The sequence below is a fragment of the Mesorhizobium sp. C416B genome (assembly GCF_030323165.1).
In the GTDB taxonomy this organism is placed as follows: domain Bacteria; phylum Pseudomonadota; class Alphaproteobacteria; order Rhizobiales; family Rhizobiaceae; genus Mesorhizobium.
Map to the genome: position 1 here is coordinate 6,137,831 of NZ_CP100471.1, position 16,696 is coordinate 6,154,526.

Genomic DNA, 16,696 nt, shown 5'->3' on the forward strand with positions numbered 1-16,696 from the left:
CCCTATACAAGACCCGTTTTGGGCGCGTGCATAAGAATGGCTGCTTCGGTGCGGTTTCGCACCTTTAGCTTTTGAAATATCCGAGTCATGTGGTGTTTTACCGTTTTCTCCTGCAGGTTGAGACGTTTGGCGACTTCTTTATTGCTCAGTCCTTCGCCTACCAAGGAGATTATCCCAAGCTCGCGTCCCGAGAGATTGGCAACGAGATCGGTTGTGCGCTTTTCCGGCCGGATCAGTTCATTCAAAAGCTGCGCTGACAGGGTCGGCGAAACATATTTTTTTCCTGCGGCTATATAAGTCAGCACCTCGGCCAGCGATGCCGCCCCAATCCCTTTCAGCACATATCCGCGTACGCCCAGCCTGAGCGCCGTTGCCAAATCGGCGTTCGCCTCCGAGACGGTGAGCATGACGATCTTGCAGTCAGGCTGAGTTGCAAGAATATTTTCCGCTGCCGCCAGACCCCCTCCCGGCAAACTGATGTCTAGCAGCAATATGTCGGGATTTGCCAAGGCCGCAAGCTGTTCGGCATCCGTCGCGGTTTCGCCCGCACCAACGACTTCGAAGCCGCCGATTTCGGCGAGGCTGCGAGCCACACCCTCGCGAAACAGCGGATGATCATCAACAATGGCAATCCTTATGGGAGCGGTCATTTCTGGTCCTCGATGTTGAGCGTTATGGTCAGCCGGGTCCCCCTGGGGCTCGAAAAGGTCTCGAAGTGACCTCCGATACTTTCGATACGTTCCCTCATACCGGCGAGTCCAAGTCCTTCACACGATCCCGACTGGAATCCAGGGCCGTGATCAAGCACTTGAATGAGGAGCTTGCCCTGCGTCACTCTCGCCTTGACAGCCTGCCCCTTGCCCAGACCGTGTCGCCAGGCATTGTTCAGCCCCTCCTGCGCGAAGCGAAAGATGCTTATTTTCTCGGACGTCCCCAGGTCGGGCAGGCGAGATGGCAGTGAAAGCGATACGGAGGAGGCCGTCCGGCGTTCATGTTCGGCAACCGCAAGCCGCAATATCTCCGCGACTGTCGAAGCTTCGATCTGTGGCAGCACGAGGCCGGTGCAGATGGCGCGGATCTCCCGCATCGCCTCGTCCAACGTATGATGGATATCGGCGATCTCGGTCTTCCGGTGGCTTGGGGATGCGGCGGGATCGAGCAGCAGAGGGCTGTCCATGCGCAGCGCAGCCAGTGCGACCAGCTGAGCTGGACCGTCATGCAAATCAGACCCGATGCGACGCAAGTAACGCTCGTTGATTGCCGTTGCGCGGCGCGACGCCTGCTGGACGCGCTCCCGCAAAGCGGAATTCTGCTCCAAAAGCAACTGAAGTTCGGCCACTTGTGTCTCAAGCGCTGAACGCTGCGTTTCGATAGTGCTGCTGCCGCGAAGCACGATTCCCGAGAGCATCGCCAAGGCGACCGCGGTCGCGCCAGCCACGAGCAGCCAGCTCGACCATAGTGCCGAGTTTAAAGTGCCCTGAAGATCGTCGGCTATCTCGTAGAACTCGGAAACGGCCACAACATCGCCCGACCACGGCTCTCGAACCGGATTGTAGATCTCGAGCAGCGAGGCGGTGGGGCTCTTCCGTTCCTTCCTTTCATTTTCGTCCAGATCATTGAATTGCGCCACCACGTTTCCACCGAACGCATGCAGCAAGTTCGCATTTGGCTCGAAGGTCTGGCCGATAAGAGCCGCGTCTTTGGCGTACAGCACCTTGCCATCACGCCGCCAAAGCACGAACGACGCCAGTTTTTTGCCGAGAGCACCCTGGTCCAGGGTTTCATCGAGCGCCCGTTTAACGGTGTCGCTGAGCTGCTGGCTTTTGCGCATATCCGGCAGGATTGGCGCGATGACACTGTCGACGTAAAGCGCGGTCGTGCTTGCAGAGTTGCGGATCACTCCATCTCGTATTTGCGAGGTGACCCATAGGCCGACGACCAGCATCAGCGACAGCAGCCCAATGCTTCCGACTATGATGAACTGCCAAGCCAATGATAGCCTGTTCCAGTTTTGATAGAGACTATCAATGTAGCGCACGTCTCAACCGACCCCGCGACTTTGGCCGCGCCAAAATGCCTAAGCCATCCTACATCTAGAACGGTCGATGGTGCGAGCAAGCGCTAGGTTGAATTGCCGGGGAAACCGCAATTTCAGGGCATGATCCCACCGCCACCCGCGGGGAACGGCGGTGGGATCAGCGTTACTGTATGATCTTGACGATCTTCCGCGTGCCGGGGTCGACCAGCACGGTTCGCCCGTCGACCACAACGTAGCGATACTTGACGCTCGGCACTTCATGCAGTTCCACCGTGTCGGGAATGGCGGTCCCCACGTTCAATTCGACACCTGGAATCTTCACCGACGCAAGGGGCTGCTTTTTCACGTATTCGCGCACAACCGTTTCCTGCTCCGGCGCGATGATGACGTCTTGAGCGGCAACTACGCCCGCGCTCGCGAGCAGCAAGAATCCGGCAATTGCGGTCGACTGGTACATGGTCGTCATGATTCTCTCCTTCATGCGAGCAACGCTCATGCATCTTGCGCGAGCTCGATTCCGATACGGGTGGTGTTAGGTGAGTTGATGCACACCGGGAGCCGAACGGGCTTTTCGCGGCTGCGTTCCCGCGTGGGGCTTCGGTCCGGGCGTCATCGGGCCAATGGACTATAGAGGGAGGGACCAAAGTCTGGTGCCAGGCTGTAGAGGTCCTAGAGCCTCTTCAGGGCGGAACACAGGGTTCCTCGCATCGTTGAGATCAGCACTTGTGGGAGGCGTTAATGGACAACAGCGTCCATCAGGCACGATGGTTGCTCTTGCCTGTTTTCGGGGTAGCCATCCTGGTCATGACGACGGGAGTATTTCTAAGCTTGTGAGCCTGGTGTCATCGCTATGGATCACAAACTCAGAAAAAAGCAAAAATCTTGCGTTGCATTAATTTTTTGATGCAATTTGTAGCTGATTGTTGCCAAAAACTACTGCCTACATCTATTGGTCTTCTTAGAAGCCCGATTTTATTCACAAAATGCGGAACAAAGTATTTTTGACAGAGTTGGCTAGGCTGAGGGACCGACTCTTAAGGAGAAAGCAGATGAAACATGTGTTGATCACGAGCATGATTGCGCTTGGCGTCGGGTGCGGCGCCGCGATCGCCCAGACCCAGGCTGTGCAGCCGAGCGGCGGCGACAACTGCGCCGCTGGCGCGGCCGATTGCCAGAAGGGCGGCAAGGCCGGCGAACAGGCGCAAGGCAAGATGAAGTCACAGACCGATCAGAATGCACAGGGCCAGGCTGGCGCCACGACCGATCAGCAGGCTCAGGGCAAAGCCAAGCTCAAGACGGATGAACAGGCACAGGGCAAGGCCGGGACCAGTACCGAGCAGAATGCTCAGGGCCAGGCCGGCGCCACGACCGATCAGCAGGCTCAGGGCAAGGCCAAGCTCAAGACCGATGAACAGGCCCAGGGCAAGGCGGGGACCGGCACCGAGCAGAATGCTCAGGGCCAGACCGGCACCAGCACCGAGAAGCAGGCTCAGGGCAAGGCCAAGCTCAAGACGGATGAACAGGCCCAGGGCAAGGCGGGGACCAGCACCGAGCAGAATGCTCAGGGCCAGACCGGCACCAGCACCGAGAAGCAGGCTCAGGGCAAAGCCGGGACCAGCACCGAGCAGAACGCTCAGGGCCAGACCGGCACCAGCACGGACCAGCAGGCCCAGGGCAAGGCCGGGACCACCACCGAGCAGAACGCTCAGGGCAACACAAACGTCCAGACCGACCAGGGCAATACGGCCTCGATCAACAACGTGACCGTCGAGCAGAAGACGCAGGTCACGCAGATCATCCACGAGACCAGGGTTGAGCCGGTGAAGAACGTCGACTTCGACATTTCGGTCGGCATCGAGGTGCCGCGGCACAAAGTGCGCCTGCACCGTCTGCCGGCGCGCATTGTCAAGATCGTCCCGGCCTACGAATCCTATGAGTACTTCGTGCTGGCCGACGGGCGCATCGTCATCGTCGACCCGGATACGTACAAGATCGTGCTGATCCTGACGTGACACGGCAGTGACTCTTGTTCCCGGCGCGGTGCGATTGAGGGGTATCGTATGCGCCGCGGTGGCCCGCCGACCAGAGGCGGCGGGCCACTTGCTCGCATCGCGCGTTTTTCCCGTTGACACCTTGCCTTTCACCCTCGTAGTGTCCGCCACGATGAAAAAGGCACTCATTCTCGTAGGAAAGCGCGTGGGCAAGGCGGTGTAACCGCCGGGCGAAAACCTCCCATGCGCAACACACAGGCTCCCATCGGGGGCCTTTTTTATTGCCCGAAACACGATTAAACGACCAGCAATCGCCTCATGGCTAGAAGTACGGGACCAGACCGATGAGCAACGGACAGAACGAACGGCGCGAAATGCCAAACAGGGAAATGACTGGCGCCGAAATGGTGGTGCAGGCGCTGAAGGACAATGGCGTCAAGCATGTCTTCGGTTATCCCGGCGGCGCGGTGCTTCCGATCTATGACGAAATCTTCCAGCAGGACGAGGTCGAGCACATCCTCGTCCGCCACGAGCAAGGCGCAGGGCATGCGGCCGAAGGCTATGCCCGCTCGACCGGCAAGGCCGGCGTCATGCTGGTGACCTCCGGCCCGGGCGCCACCAATGCGGTGACGCCGCTGCAGGATGCGCTGATGGATTCGATCCCGCTGGTCTGCCTGACCGGGCAGGTGCCGACTTCGCTGATCGGCTCCGACGCGTTCCAGGAGTGCGACACGGTCGGCATTACGCGCCCCTGCACCAAGCACAACTGGCTGGTGAAGGACGTCAACGAATTGGCCGCCACCATCCATGAGGCCTTCCATGTCGCGACGACCGGCCGCCCCGGCCCGGTGGTGGTCGACATTCCGAAGGATGTGCAGTTCGCCAAAGGCATCTATGTGCCGCCGCAGGCGGCGCCGCGCACCAGCTACCAGCCGAAGGTCCAGGGCGACCTGGAAAAGATCAAGGCCGCCGTCGAACTGATGGCCAGCGCCAAGAAGCCGATCATCTATTCGGGCGGCGGCGTCATCAACTCCGGTCCGGAGGCCAGCCATCTTCTGCGCGAACTGGTCGACCTCACCGGCTTCCCGATCACCTCGACGCTGATGGGCCTCGGCGCGTATCCGGCATCGGGCAAGAACTGGATGGGCATGCTGGGCATGCACGGCACTTATGAAGCCAATATGGCGATGCATGATTGCGACGTGATGATCTGCATCGGCGCGCGCTTCGACGACCGCATCACCGGACGGCTGACCGCCTTCTCGCCCAACTCGAAGAAGATCCACATCGACATCGATCCATCGTCGATCAACAAGAACGTGCACACGGAAGTGCCCATCATCGGCGATGTCGGCCGGGTGCTGGAGGACATGGTGCGGCTGTGGCGGGCGAGCGCCAAGGCCGACAAGAAGGCGCTCCATCCCTGGTGGGAGCAGATCGCCAAATGGCGCGCGCGTGACTCGCTCGCGTTCAAGATGAACCACGATGTGATCATGCCGCAATATGCCATCCAGCGGCTCTACGAGCTGACCAAGGACATGGACACCTACATCACCACCGAGGTCGGCCAGCACCAGATGTGGGCGGCGCAGCACTATCATTTCGAGAAGCCGAACCGCTGGATGACGTCGGGCGGGTTGGGCACGATGGGCTACGGTCTGCCGGCTGCGCTCGGCGTGCAGATCGCGCACCCGGACGCGCTGGTCATCGACATCGCAGGCGACGCCTCGGTGCAGATGACGATGCAGGAGATGAGCGCGGCGGTGCAGCACAATGCGCCGATCAAGATCTTCATCCTCAACAACCAGTATATGGGCATGGTGCGTCAGTGGCAGCAGCTGCTGCACGGCAACCGCCTGTCGCATTCCTATACCGAAGCGATGCCCGACTTCCTCAAGCTGGCTGACGCCTATGGCGGCCACGGCATTCGCTGTGAGAAGCCGGACGAGTTGGACGACGCGATCAAGGAGATGATTGCGGTGAAGAAGCCGGTGCTGTTCGATTGCCGGGTGGCGACACTCGCCAACTGCTTCCCGATGATCCCGTCGGGCAAGGCGCATAATGAAATGCTCCTGCCGGACGAGGCGACGGATGAGGCCGTGGCCAACGCCATCGACGCCAAGGGCAGGGAACTGGTCTAGGTCCAAGCCGGGGCAGGGCTGTCACGAGAAGCCGTGCGCAAACAGAGAATTAGCTCAAAAGTCTGAAAACGAGATTCATGTCATGAACGCACAGCTTCAACCGACCGGCTCCGCCTATTTCATCGCCAAGGAAACGGAGAAGCCGGAGAACCACACGCTCTCCGTGCTGGTCGACAATGAGCCCGGCGTGCTTGCCCGGGTCATCGGCCTCTTTTCCGGCCGCGGTTATAACATCGAGAGCCTCACCGTCTCCGAGACCGAACACGAGAAGCACCTGTCGCGCATCACCATCGTGACGCGCGGCACGCCGCATGTGCTGGAGCAGATCAAGCACCAGCTCGAACGCATCGTGCCGGTGCATCGCGTCGTCGATCTCACCGTGCGCTCGCACGAGTTCGGCCAGGAGCGGCCGCTGGAACGCGAGTTGGCGCTGGTCAAGGTCGCCGGCACCGGCGAAGCCCGCGTCGAGGCGCTGCGTCTGGCGGACGCTTTTCGCGCTTCGGTCATCGACGCCAACACCGAGCACTTCATCTTCGAGATTACCGGCAAGGGCTCGAAACTCGACCAGTTCATCGCCATCATGAAGCCGCTCGGCCTGGTCGAGATCTGCCGCACCGGCGTGGCGGCGATGAACCGCGGCCCGCAGGGGATGTAGGCCTTCATGCGCGCGGCGCGGCGCTTTGGACCAATGGAATGAGGTTGCGTCCAGCGCCCTGTCGATTTAAGTCAGCATTACTGACCTTTGTGAGCCGTCATGACCCTCGACGCTTTCCTTGCACTTTTGGTCTACGCCTTCGTGACCTCGATCACGCCGGGGCCGAACAACCTCATGCTCTTGGCGTCGGGCGTGAATTTCGGCCTCGTCAGAACCATTCCGCATATGCTGGGCATCAGCATGGGTTTCCTGGTGCTGTTGCTTGCCGTCGGCTTCGGCCTGGGCGCGGTGCTGACGACGTTTCCGGCCTTGCACACTGGATTGAAGATCGCCGGCGGCGCCTACCTGCTTTATCTCGCCTGGAAGATCGCCATGTCGCGCTCGCTGTCCAGCAAGGGTGAGACGGAGGCACGGCCGATGCGCTTCATCGAGGCAGCCGCATTCCAGTGGGTCAATGCGAAAGCCTGGGTGATGGCGATCACCGCCATGGCCGTCTACTCCAATCCGGGCCACCCGTTCCTGTCGGTGGCGCTGATCGCGATCGCCTTCACCGTCGTCAACCTGCCGAGCGTCTCGGTGTGGGCCGGCTTCGGCACGGCGCTGCGCGGCTTCCTGTCGGATCCGGTGCGGCTGAAAGGGTTCAACATCGCCATGGGCGTGCTCTTGGCGGCGACGCTCTGGCCGATGCTGAAATAGACGCATCCGGCCTGAAATCTCAAGCATCCTGGCTGGTTTTCCGGCTGCTGAGCCGGCTGCATAGTCATTGTGCAGTGCACATTAAATCTTCGTAATGCCGTGTTTTGGCCCTTTTCCGACAAATGTGCGTCCTATCTACTTCGGCGAGATCGCGGCAAGGCGCCGTGATTGCGTAGAATGAGACCACCGGGTTCGGCGTGTCGGATCATAGGGCTTTTAGTCGATGCGCGGAAAAGTCGTTCTGGCGGTGGTGGTGGCAGCGGCCTGTGTCGCCGCGGCGTGGGTCTATTTTTCGCCGGCGGCGACGAGCAGTCTGCAGCAGATGCTGCCGGGCGCCAGTCAGACGGCAGCAGCGGACAAGCCGGTTGGATCGGACAAGGCTTCGGCCGACAATGCTGGCGGCAAATCCGGTGCAGGCGGCAATGGCGCTCGTTCGGCCTCGATCGTTTCCGCCACCGCGACGACAGCCGATTTCCCGATCCGCCGCTATGCCATCGGCTTCGTGTCGTCGCCGGCCGTGGTCAACATCAACGCCCGCGTGTCCAGCCAGATCGTATCGATCGACGTCAAGGACGGCCAGATGGTGAAGGCCGGCGACCTGCTGTTCTCGCTCGACGACAGGGCGCTCAAGGCGCAGCTTGCCAAGGATCAGGCGACGCTCGCCAAGGACCAGGCCCTGCTAACCAGTTCGGGCTCCGACCTTCAGCGCGCCAAGGATCTCGTCGCCAAGCAGGCCGGCACGCAGCAGACTTACGATCAGGCGGTGGCGGCGCAAAAGGCTGCGGCGGCGACGGTCGATGCCGACAAGGCGACGATCGACGCCGACAATGTCCAGCTCGGCTTTGCCAGCATCAAGGCGCCGATTGCCGGCCGGCTGGGGGCGGTCAACGTTTCGGTCGGTGACCTCGTCACCTTGAGCAACGGAAACTCGAGCACGGCCACGCCGCTGGTGACGATCACCGAGATGGATCCGCTGCAAGTCAACTTCAACCTGCCGGAGAGTAACCTGGCGCTGCTGCACAAGGCGCTGGCCAACCCGCAGCAAGGCGCGGTGACGCTGACCAAGGATGGCGATCCGACGCCGATCGGCAAGGGCACGCTCGACTTCGTCGATTCTAGCGTCGACACCGCATCCGGCACCATCGCGACACGGGCGAGCATTCCCAATGCCGATCTTTCACTGTGGCCCGGCCAATATGTGAATGTCGTGCTCGACGCCGGCATCATGCCGCAGATGCCATCCATCCCGACGGTCGCGATCCAGCCCAGCCAGAAGGGGCCGTTCGTCTATGTCGTCAAGCCGGACAACACGGTCGAGATGCGGCCTGTGCAGGTGGCGCTGACCGAAGGCGAAAACAGCGCCATCAGCGAGGGCGTCAAGTCAGGCGAGAAGGTTGTCGTCGAGGGCCAAACCAGGCTGAAGGACGGCGCCAGCGTGCATGAAGGCAAGGCAACTGCCGGCGGTCAGGCAGCGCCCAAGGTGGCGGAAGCCGACAAAGCCGGCGGAGCTGCCCAATGATCTCAGAATTCTGCATAAGAAGGCCTGTCGCGACGCTGCTGATGTCGTTCGCGCTCGTGCTGGGCGGGCTGTTTGCCTACAAGTTCCTGCCGGTGGCGGCGCTGCCGAGCGCCGAATTCCCGGTCGTCAATGTCTCGGCCAACCTGGCCGGCGCGTCACCCGAAACCATGGCCACTTCGGTGGCGACGCCGCTGATCAAGCAGTTCGCCACCATTGCCGGCATCGATTCCATCTCGACCAGCAATTCGCTGGGACGCACGTCCATTGCCATCCAGTTCGTGCTCAACCGGGATATCGACGCGGCGGCCGCCGACGTGCAGGCGGCGATCGCACGCACGCAGCGGCAACTGCCGCCCGAGATGACAGCGCCGCCGAGCTATCGCAAGGTCAATCCGGCCGACGCGCCGATCCTTCTGATGTCGCTGGTCAGCGACACGGTTCCGCTCACCGACCTCGACGCCTTCGCCGAAAACGTCATCTCGCCCTCGCTGTCGACCATCGACGGCGTGGCGCAGGTGTCGATCTTCGGCCAGCAGAAATATGCGGTGCGCGTGCAGATCGACCCGACGGCGCTGGCGGCGCGCGGCATTTCGATCGACCAGCTGCAGACGGCAATCGCGTCGGCCAACTCCAACACGCCGCTCGGCGTCTTGCAGAACGACAAGCAGCAGCTGACCATCACGGCCAATACGCAGCTCACCGATGCCGCCGGGTTCTCCAACCTCATCATCGCCACCAAGAACGGCCATCCGGTGCGGCTGGGCGAGGTGACGCGCGTCATCGACTCGGTCGAGACCACGACGACTGCAAGCTGGTATGACGGCACGCGCGCCATCATCCTGGCGGTGCAGCGCCAGCCCGACGCCAACACGGTCGACGTCGTCGACAAGGTCAAGGCGATGCTGCCGTCGTTCAAGGACCAAATGCCGGCCGCCGCCGACATCAAGCTGCTCAACGACCGTTCGACCTCGATCCGCCAGGCCGTCGACGACGTCCAGTTCACGCTGCTTCTGACCATCGCTTTGGTGGTGATGGTGATCTTTGTCTTCCTGCGCCGGGTGACTGCAACCATCATTCCGGCCGTGGCGGTGCCGATCTCGTTGATCGCGACGCTCGGCGCCATGTTCCTGTTCGGCTTCTCCATCGACAACATCTCGCTGATGGGACTGACGCTCGCAGTCGGCCTCGTCGTCGACGACGCCATCGTCATGCTGGAAAACATCTTTCGCCACATGGAGGAGGACGGTCTCTCGGCCTTCGATGCCTCGCTGAAGGGCGCGCGCGAAATCGGCTTCACCATCATCTCGATCTCGATCTCGCTGGTGGCGGTGTTCATCCCCGTGCTTCTAATGGGCGGCGTCATCGGCCGCATCTTCAACGAATTCGCCGTCGTGGTGACGGTCGCCATCCTGGCTTCGATGTTCGTGTCGCTGACACTGACGCCAATGCTGTGTTCGCGCTTGCTGTCGGTGACCAAGGCCGATCGCGACAAGCATGCCCCCGGCCACAAGCAGGATATCGTCACCCGCGGCTATGACCGGCTTTTGACCTTCTGCCTGCGCCACACTTTTCTGGTGTTCCTCGTCTTCGCCGGCACGGCGGCAGGGTCGGTCTGGCTGATCGAGGTCTCGCCGAAAGGCTTTTTCCCGCAAGAGGATATCGGCCAGATCTCGGTTACGACGATCGCCAGGCAGGACATCTCCTACGAGGCCATGGTCAAGCTGCAGAACCAGGCGGCAAGTGTCTTCTCGCATTCGCCCTATGTCTCGCATGTCGCCTGGTCAGCCGGCGGCGGCAACAATGCGCTGAACCAGGGCCAGCTCTATGTGCAGCTGAAGGACAAGAGCCAGCGCCCCGACATCGACAAGGTGCTGTCGGATCTGCGGCGGCAACTGGCCACTGTGCCGGGGATCGATGCCTATATGCAGCCGGTGCAGAACCTGCGGCTTGGCGCGCGTTCTTCCGCCAGCGCCTACCAGCTCGTCGTTCAGGGCCTCGATACCGGCCTGACCGACACATGGGCGCAAAAGCTCAACGATGCGATGGCGGCCGATCATGCGAATTTCACCGACGTCACCAGCGATTTGCAGAACAATTCATTGCAGGCGACGCTGGTGGTCGATCGCGACAAGGCGGCGTCGCTCGGCATCGACACCGACACGCTGCGCTCCAGCCTCTATGGCGGCTTCGGCACGGAGCAGGTCTCGACGATCTTCGGCTCGGCCGACAGCTACGAAGTCATCATGGAGCTCGATCCCAACATCGAATGGTCGCCCGAGCGCATGCTGGCCATCCAGGTCAGGACGGCAAGCGGCAGCCTGGTGCCGCTCGGCGCCTTTGCCCGCGTCGACCGCACCGCCGGCGCGCTGACGGTCAACCAGCTCGGCCAGCTGCCGGCGGTCACCATCTCCTATAATCTGCCGCAAGGCGTGGCGCTGGGCGACAGCACGGCCCGCATCGCCGCGCTGAAGGAGCAGATCGGCATGCCGCCGGCGATTTCGACCAGCTTTGCCGGCACCGCCAAGACCTTCCAGGATTCGCTCGCCAATCAGGGCCTGCTGATCGGCGGCGCCATTCTGACCATCTATATCGTGCTCGGCATCCTCTATGAGAGCTTCATTCATCCGCTCACCATCCTGACCGGCCTGCCTTCGGCGGTGCTGGGCGCGGTGGTCGCGCTGCGCTTTGCCGGCATGGACCTGTCGGTGATCGCGGTGATCGGCATCCTGATGCTGATCGGCATCGTCAAGAAGAACGGCATCATGATGGTCGACGTCGCGCTGGAGCTGCGACGAGAAGGCATGTCGGCCAAGGAGTCCATACACAAGGCGTGCCTGATGCGTTTCAGGCCGATCATGATGACGACGTTGGCGGCGCTGATGGGCACGTTCCCGATCGCGCTCGGCACCGGCGCCAGTGCTGAGCTGCGCCAACCGCTCGGTGTCGCGGTCGTCGGCGGGCTGCTCGCTTCCCAGGCGCTGACGCTGTTCGTCACCCCTGTCATCTATGTCTATTTCGAGAATTTCTCCGGCTGGCTGATGAGCTTCTTCTCTTCGAAAAAGAACAGGCCGGAGCTGCATGCGGTCGAGAGCGGCGAGCAGGCCTCGCTGTTCGCTCCCGAGGATCGGCTCGAGCCGCAAAGGGCCGCCGCCGAATAGGCGATAGCCCGTGGCCCAAGCTGTCATGCTTGCGGCCGCGTGCCGCCGATCCTAATCTGCGGTCATGTCCCATGATCATGACCACGACAACGAACTTGACCCGTTTGCGGCGCGCGTGCGCGCGCTGGAGACCATCCTCACCGAAAAAGGCCTGATCGATCCGGCGGCGATCGACGTCATCGTCGACACCTACGAGACCAAGATCGGGCCGCGCAACGGCGCCAGGGCGGTGGCGAAAGCCTGGAGCGATCCGGCCTTTGCCGAGTGGCTGAAGCGCGACGCGACTGCGGCGATCACCTCGCTGGGCTACACCGGCCGCCAGGGCGAGCACATGCAGGCGGTGTTCAACACGGACGAGACGCACAACCTCGTCGTCTGCACGCTGTGCTCCTGCTATCCGTGGTCGGTGCTCGGCCTGCCGCCGGTCTGGTACAAGGCGCCGCCCTATCGCTCGCGCGCCGTGATCGATCCGCGCGGCGTGCTGGAGGAGTTCGGGCTGACCTTGCCGGCGGAGAAAAACATCCGCGTCTGGGATTCGACTGCCGAACTGCGCTATCTCGTGGTGCCGATGCGGCCTGACGGTACCGAAGGCTGGAGTGAGGACCAACTCGCCGAACTGGTCAGCCGCGATGCGATGATCGGCACGGCGGTGGCCAAAGAACCCGGGACAAAGAAGGTACCGGCATGAACGGGCCGCAGGATCTCGGTGGGCAGATGGGTTTCGGGCCGGTCGCGCCCGAAAAGGACGAACCGTATTTTCATGCGGATTGGGAGAGGCGGGCGCTCGGCGTCACGCTGACTGCCGGCGCCATGGGCGCGTGGAACATCGACGAGAGCCGACACGCCAGGGAATCGCTGCATCCGGCCGTGTATTATTCGTCGAGCTACTACCAGATCTGGATCAAAGCGCTCGAGGTGCTGCTGAAGCGCCATGGCTTCGTCAGCGAGCGCGATCTGACGGAGGGTCGGGCGGTCGATCCGGCGGCGACGCCCAAAAGGGTGTTGAAGGCCGAAAACGTGCCGGCGGTACTGGCCAAGGGCAGTCCCTGCGACCGGCCGGTTGAGACGGCGCCGCGCTTCAAGGCCGGCGACCCGGTGCGGACAAAGAATTTCAATCCCACCGGCCACACAAGGCTACCGCGTTATGCGCGCGGCAAGCACGGAGTTATCGAAGCCGTGCGTGACGGTTTTGTGTTCCCCGACAGCAACGCGCATGGCATCGGTGAAAACCCGCAATGGGTCTATACCGTGGTCTTCGATGGCTCGGAAATGTGGGGCGAGGGCGCCGACTCGACGCTGACCGTCTCGATCGATGCCTGGGAGAGCTATCTTGAGCCGGCCTGAAGGTGCATTGCCGGCGGGTCTGGACGAACCGGTATTCGCCGAACCCTGGCAGGCCGAAGCCTTCGCCATGACGGTGGCGCTGCATGACAAGGGCCTGTTTTCGTGGAGCGAATGGGCCGATGCGCTGTCGGCGCAAGTGAAGAAGCCGGGCGCCGCAAGCGATGGCCACGATTATTACGAGCATTGGCTGGCGGCGCTGGAAACGCTGCTGGCGGCCAAGGGCGTCGCCGGCAAAAACGATGTCGACACGCTCGCCGCCGCCTGGGAACGCGCCGCGCATGCAACCCCGCACGGCAAGCCGATTTTGTTGGAGAACGATCCCGGGGATTGGTGAGGGATGAAGTCCTCGCGATGTTTGCGCCGCCCCTCACCTGCCTGCCGGCATCCTCTCCCCGTACGACGGGGAGAGGGGTCGCTCGCGTCCATGGTTTCGCCAATCTCAAGCATCTCATGATGGCGCCGAGGCTGCGGCCAGCCTTTTTCTCCCGGTCAGTATACGGGGAGAAATGCCCGGCAGGGCAATGAGGGGCAGCGCTGGCGGTTTGTCATTATCTGAAGCGATTGCCCTCCGTTCTCAATGCTTGTTCCCTTTACGTTCGGTTTCGGCGCTGTTAGCCTGAGCGCCTCCGGCATTGATGGTGGCGGCCTTGTCTTTCTCTCGCGAATCCGGTCTGTCGAACCGATGGAATTCTCCCCCCAACAGGACGAGGCTCTGAAAGCGGTGGCGCGCTGGCTGAAAGAGGGCCGGCCGCAGGTCTTCCGGCTGTTCGGCTATGCCGGCACCGGCAAGACCACGCTGGCGCGCCATTTTGCCGAGCATGTCGACGGGCAGGTGCAGTTCGCCGCCTTCACCGGCAAGGCGGCGCAGGTGCTGCGTTCCAAGGGCGCGGTCAATGCCCGCACCATCCATTCGTTGATCTACCGGCCGAAAGGCGAGGAATCGGTGTCGGACGAGGTGACCGGCAAGACCTCGATGTCGCCGACCTTCTCGCTCAATCGGCAAAGTCCGATCTCGCGCGCCAAGCTGGTCGTCATCGACGAATGCTCGATGGTCGACGAACAGCTCGGGCGCGACCTTCTGAGTTTTGGCACGCCGATCCTGGTGCTTGGCGATCCGGCGCAGCTGCCGCCGATCTCGGGCGGCGGCTTTTTCACCGAGCATGAGCCGGATGTGCTCTTGACCGAAATCCACCGCCAGGCGCGCGACAATCCGATCATCCAGCTGGCGCTCGACGTGCGCGAGGGCCGCGAGTTCATGCGCGGCGACTACGGCACCGCGCAGGTCATCGGCAAGGAGGACGTCACCCAGGAGCTGGTGCTGAAGGCGGACCAGGTGTTGGTCGGCACCAACCGCACACGCCGCCGCTACAATCAGCGCCTGCGCGAGCTGAAGGGTTTCAATGCCGATTATCCGCAGGCCGGCGACAAGCTGGTCTGCCTGCGCAACGACCCCGCCAAGGGCCTGCTCAACGGTTCGCTGTGGAAGGTGATGACCTCGTCGCGCGAGACGGTGAAGCCGGGCATCAACCTTCTGGTCTCGCCCGAGGAGGACGATCCCGACCGCGGCGTCGCCAAGATCAAGCTGCTCAAGTCGGCTTTCGAGGATCCGGACGCCGATATCCCCTGGCAGCAGAAGAAGCGCTTTGACGATTTCGACTATGGCTACGCGCTGACCGTGCACAAGGCGCAGGGTTCGCAGTGGAACGATGTCGTGCTGTTCGACGAGAGCTGGGCGTTCAAGGAAACCCGCCAGCGCTGGCTCTATACTGCCATAACGCGGGCGGCAGAGCGGCTGACGATTGTTAGATAGCTGGCGTTAGATAGCCGGCGTCAGGTAGCAGCCGGCGCAGCAGGGCTGAGTGGCGTCGCACCCAGCCATTGCCAGGCATCCGCTTCATCCTCGGCCGCGAAGTGCCTGAACTCGATGGGTGGCGAAGCCGGAAGGAAGTTCCGCGCATCCGCTATCCAGTCGGGCTCACCGATCGTCGCGCACCGGGCGATATGCTCTAGCGCATGAACCGTACCTTGTTTCAGCGTCTCGTCGTCCATATCGATCCAGTCGACGCCCTCATGGTCGACCAGCCGCACCAAGACGTCGATCCTCGGGTGCAGCGCGTAGGCAGCCTCCAGCAATCCGAACAGATTTTCGCCGTCGGCTGCCGATACATGGCCGACGACGTCGATGGCGAAAAGGTCCTCACGGTCGGTTTCGAGGCGGCGGATCGCGGGCACGGATTGGAGAAAATTCATTGGCTGGGTTCCCCCTTGCGAGCAGATGTCATCACTGGAACACCCGAAAGCCCCTGTCTGTTCCCATCAAAGGCAGTATAGATGCGCTGCACAAACAGCCGGACCTCACGCCATGCCCGCGAAACTCTCGGTCAATCTCAACGCCATCGCCATGCTGCGCAACCGCCGCAACCTGCCGTGGCCCAGCGTCACCGGGCTCGGCCGCCTGGCGTTGGCGGCCGGCGCGCACGGGCTGACGGTTCATCCGCGGCCCGACGAGCGCCACACCAGGCATTCCGACCTGCCGGAGATCCGGGCGCTGATCGACGACGAGTTTCCCAAGGCGGAATTCAACATCGAGGGCTACCCGACCGAGGATTTTCTGGCGCTTGTGGAAAGGCACCAGCCGGAGCAGGTGACGCTCGTGCCCGACGATCCGGCGCAGGCGACATCGGACCATGGCTGGAACTTTGCCGCCGAGGCGGCGTTCCTTATCCCGATCGTCAAGCGTCTGAAAAAAGGGGGCTTCCGCGTGTCGCTGTTTTCCGATCCGGATCCCACCGGCGTCAATGCCGCGCGCGACACCGGCGCCGACCGCATCGAGCTCTATACCGGGCCGTACGGCAGCTACCATTCCGATTCCGCCAAGGCGCGGAAGGAGCTGGAAAGATTGGGAAAAACCGCGGATGCCGCACTCGCCGCCGGGCTCCAGGTCAATGCCGGGCACGATCTGGTGGTGAACAACCTTCCGGCATTAGCAAAGCGCATTCCGGCATTGGCCGAAGTGTCTATCGGACACGGGTTGACAGCCGATGCGTTGGAGTATGGCATGGCCGCCACGGTGGGGCGGTTTCTGAAGGCTTGCGGTTGGTAGCGGTGGAAGGCTTGTGTCGAAGGTGATATCGCATGACAGCAAGCAAGGCGC

General features: G+C 62.2%; 15 protein-coding genes. 11 read left to right on the forward strand and 4 right to left on the reverse strand.

All coding sequences use genetic code 11. The features are described from left to right. Positions 1 to 2: 2 nt before the first annotated feature. The 3 genes from NLY43_RS29740 to NLY43_RS29750 form a co-directional block, all read right to left on the reverse strand. Positions 3 to 650 carry a LuxR C-terminal-related transcriptional regulator gene (locus NLY43_RS29740; protein ID WP_023668347.1) on the reverse strand — a complete coding sequence of 216 codons (648 nt, stop codon included), beginning with the start codon at positions 648 to 650 and terminating at the stop codon, positions 3 to 5. Beyond that, complete coding sequence (locus NLY43_RS29745; protein ID WP_023690914.1) at positions 647 to 2,038, reverse strand: sensor histidine kinase; 1,392 nt, start codon at positions 2,036 to 2,038, stop codon at positions 647 to 649. The genes NLY43_RS29740 and NLY43_RS29745 overlap by 4 nt, the downstream gene beginning before the upstream one ends. Before the next feature lie 163 nt (positions 2,039 to 2,201). Next, on the reverse strand, positions 2,202 to 2,504 hold the full coding sequence (locus NLY43_RS29750) for a DUF1236 domain-containing protein (protein ID WP_023731684.1): 303 nt from the start codon (positions 2,502 to 2,504) through the stop codon (positions 2,202 to 2,204). Between the two features lie 583 nt (positions 2,505 to 3,087). Here NLY43_RS29750 and NLY43_RS29755 point away from each other — a divergent pair. From NLY43_RS29755 to NLY43_RS29800, 10 genes are all read left to right on the forward strand, one after another. Further along, positions 3,088 to 4,050, forward strand: coding sequence for a DUF1236 domain-containing protein (locus NLY43_RS29755; RefSeq protein ID WP_023712478.1), 963 nt, complete (start codon positions 3,088 to 3,090; stop codon positions 4,048 to 4,050). A 323-nt stretch (positions 4,051 to 4,373) separates the two neighbouring features. After that, positions 4,374 to 6,170 carry an acetolactate synthase 3 large subunit gene (locus NLY43_RS29760; protein WP_023712479.1) on the forward strand — a complete coding sequence of 599 codons (1,797 nt, stop codon included), beginning with the start codon at positions 4,374 to 4,376 and terminating at the stop codon, positions 6,168 to 6,170. 82 nt (positions 6,171 to 6,252) lie between these two features. After that, the gene (ilvN, locus tag NLY43_RS29765) at positions 6,253 to 6,825 is read left to right on the forward strand and encodes an acetolactate synthase small subunit (RefSeq protein WP_023668352.1); all 573 of its coding nucleotides are present in this window, start codon (positions 6,253 to 6,255) and stop codon (positions 6,823 to 6,825) included. 99 nt (positions 6,826 to 6,924) lie between these two features. Next, on the forward strand, positions 6,925 to 7,521 hold the full coding sequence (locus tag NLY43_RS29770; protein ID WP_023712480.1) for a LysE family translocator: 597 nt from the start codon (positions 6,925 to 6,927) through the stop codon (positions 7,519 to 7,521). A 223-nt stretch (positions 7,522 to 7,744) separates the two neighbouring features. Beyond that, positions 7,745 to 9,040, forward strand: coding sequence for an efflux RND transporter periplasmic adaptor subunit (locus NLY43_RS29775; RefSeq protein ID WP_023712481.1), 1,296 nt, complete (start codon positions 7,745 to 7,747; stop codon positions 9,038 to 9,040). Beyond that, positions 9,037 to 12,198, forward strand: a complete 3,162-nt coding sequence (locus NLY43_RS29780) for an efflux RND transporter permease subunit (protein WP_023712482.1) — start codon at positions 9,037 to 9,039, stop codon at positions 12,196 to 12,198. Before NLY43_RS29775 ends, NLY43_RS29780 begins: the two co-directional genes overlap by 4 nt. Positions 12,199 to 12,262: 64 nt before the next feature. Further along, positions 12,263 to 12,886 carry a nitrile hydratase subunit alpha gene (nthA, locus tag NLY43_RS29785; RefSeq protein ID WP_023690920.1) on the forward strand — a complete coding sequence of 208 codons (624 nt, stop codon included), beginning with the start codon at positions 12,263 to 12,265 and terminating at the stop codon, positions 12,884 to 12,886. Then, on the forward strand, positions 12,883 to 13,542 hold the full coding sequence (gene nthB, locus NLY43_RS29790; protein ID WP_023712483.1) for a nitrile hydratase subunit beta: 660 nt from the start codon (positions 12,883 to 12,885) through the stop codon (positions 13,540 to 13,542). The genes nthA and nthB overlap by 4 nt, the downstream gene beginning before the upstream one ends. After that, the gene (locus tag NLY43_RS29795; RefSeq protein WP_023712484.1) at positions 13,529 to 13,876 is read left to right on the forward strand and encodes a nitrile hydratase accessory protein; all 348 of its coding nucleotides are present in this window, start codon (positions 13,529 to 13,531) and stop codon (positions 13,874 to 13,876) included. Before nthB ends, NLY43_RS29795 begins: the two co-directional genes overlap by 14 nt. 348 nt (positions 13,877 to 14,224) lie before the next feature. Continuing rightward, positions 14,225 to 15,352, forward strand: a complete 1,128-nt coding sequence (locus NLY43_RS29800; RefSeq protein ID WP_023712485.1) for an ATP-dependent DNA helicase — start codon at positions 14,225 to 14,227, stop codon at positions 15,350 to 15,352. A 20-nt stretch (positions 15,353 to 15,372) separates the two neighbouring features. On the opposite strand, the gene NLY43_RS29805 is transcribed toward NLY43_RS29800, so the two are convergent. Next, complete coding sequence (locus NLY43_RS29805; protein ID WP_023682069.1) at positions 15,373 to 15,792, reverse strand: SpoIIAA family protein; 420 nt, start codon at positions 15,790 to 15,792, stop codon at positions 15,373 to 15,375. Between the two features lie 112 nt (positions 15,793 to 15,904). Here NLY43_RS29805 and NLY43_RS29810 point away from each other — a divergent pair, with 112 nt between their 5' ends. Beyond that, positions 15,905 to 16,645: a pyridoxine 5'-phosphate synthase gene (locus NLY43_RS29810; protein ID WP_023712486.1), complete on the forward strand. Its 741-nt coding sequence runs from the start codon at positions 15,905 to 15,907 to the stop codon at positions 16,643 to 16,645. Positions 16,646 to 16,696: the final 51 nt, after the last annotated feature.

Bases quoted from the DNA above. Each gene is read 5' to 3' on its own strand.
- NLY43_RS29800 (WP_023712485.1), top strand. From the start codon at position 14,225: ATGGAATTCTCCCCCCAACAGGACGAGGCTCTGAAAGCGGTGGCGCGC.
- NLY43_RS29755 (WP_023712478.1), top strand. From the start codon at position 3,088: ATGAAACATGTGTTGATCACGAGCATGATTGCGCTTGGCGTCGGGTGC.
- NLY43_RS29750 (WP_023731684.1), bottom strand. From the start codon at position 2,504: ATGACGACCATGTACCAGTCGACCGCAATTGCCGGATTCTTGCTGCTC.
- NLY43_RS29770 (WP_023712480.1), top strand. From the start codon at position 6,925: ATGACCCTCGACGCTTTCCTTGCACTTTTGGTCTACGCCTTCGTGACC.
- NLY43_RS29775 (WP_023712481.1), top strand. From the start codon at position 7,745: ATGCGCGGAAAAGTCGTTCTGGCGGTGGTGGTGGCAGCGGCCTGTGTC.
- NLY43_RS29810 (WP_023712486.1), top strand. From the start codon at position 15,905: ATGCCCGCGAAACTCTCGGTCAATCTCAACGCCATCGCCATGCTGCGC.
- ilvN (WP_023668352.1), top strand. From the start codon at position 6,253: ATGAACGCACAGCTTCAACCGACCGGCTCCGCCTATTTCATCGCCAAG.
- NLY43_RS29805 (WP_023682069.1), bottom strand. From the start codon at position 15,792: ATGAATTTTCTCCAATCCGTGCCCGCGATCCGCCGCCTCGAAACCGAC.
- NLY43_RS29740 (WP_023668347.1), bottom strand. From the start codon at position 650: ATGACCGCTCCCATAAGGATTGCCATTGTTGATGATCATCCGCTGTTT.
- NLY43_RS29780 (WP_023712482.1), top strand. From the start codon at position 9,037: ATGATCTCAGAATTCTGCATAAGAAGGCCTGTCGCGACGCTGCTGATG.
- nthA (WP_023690920.1), top strand. From the start codon at position 12,263: ATGTCCCATGATCATGACCACGACAACGAACTTGACCCGTTTGCGGCG.
- NLY43_RS29760 (WP_023712479.1), top strand. From the start codon at position 4,374: ATGAGCAACGGACAGAACGAACGGCGCGAAATGCCAAACAGGGAAATG.
- nthB (WP_023712483.1), top strand. From the start codon at position 12,883: ATGAACGGGCCGCAGGATCTCGGTGGGCAGATGGGTTTCGGGCCGGTC.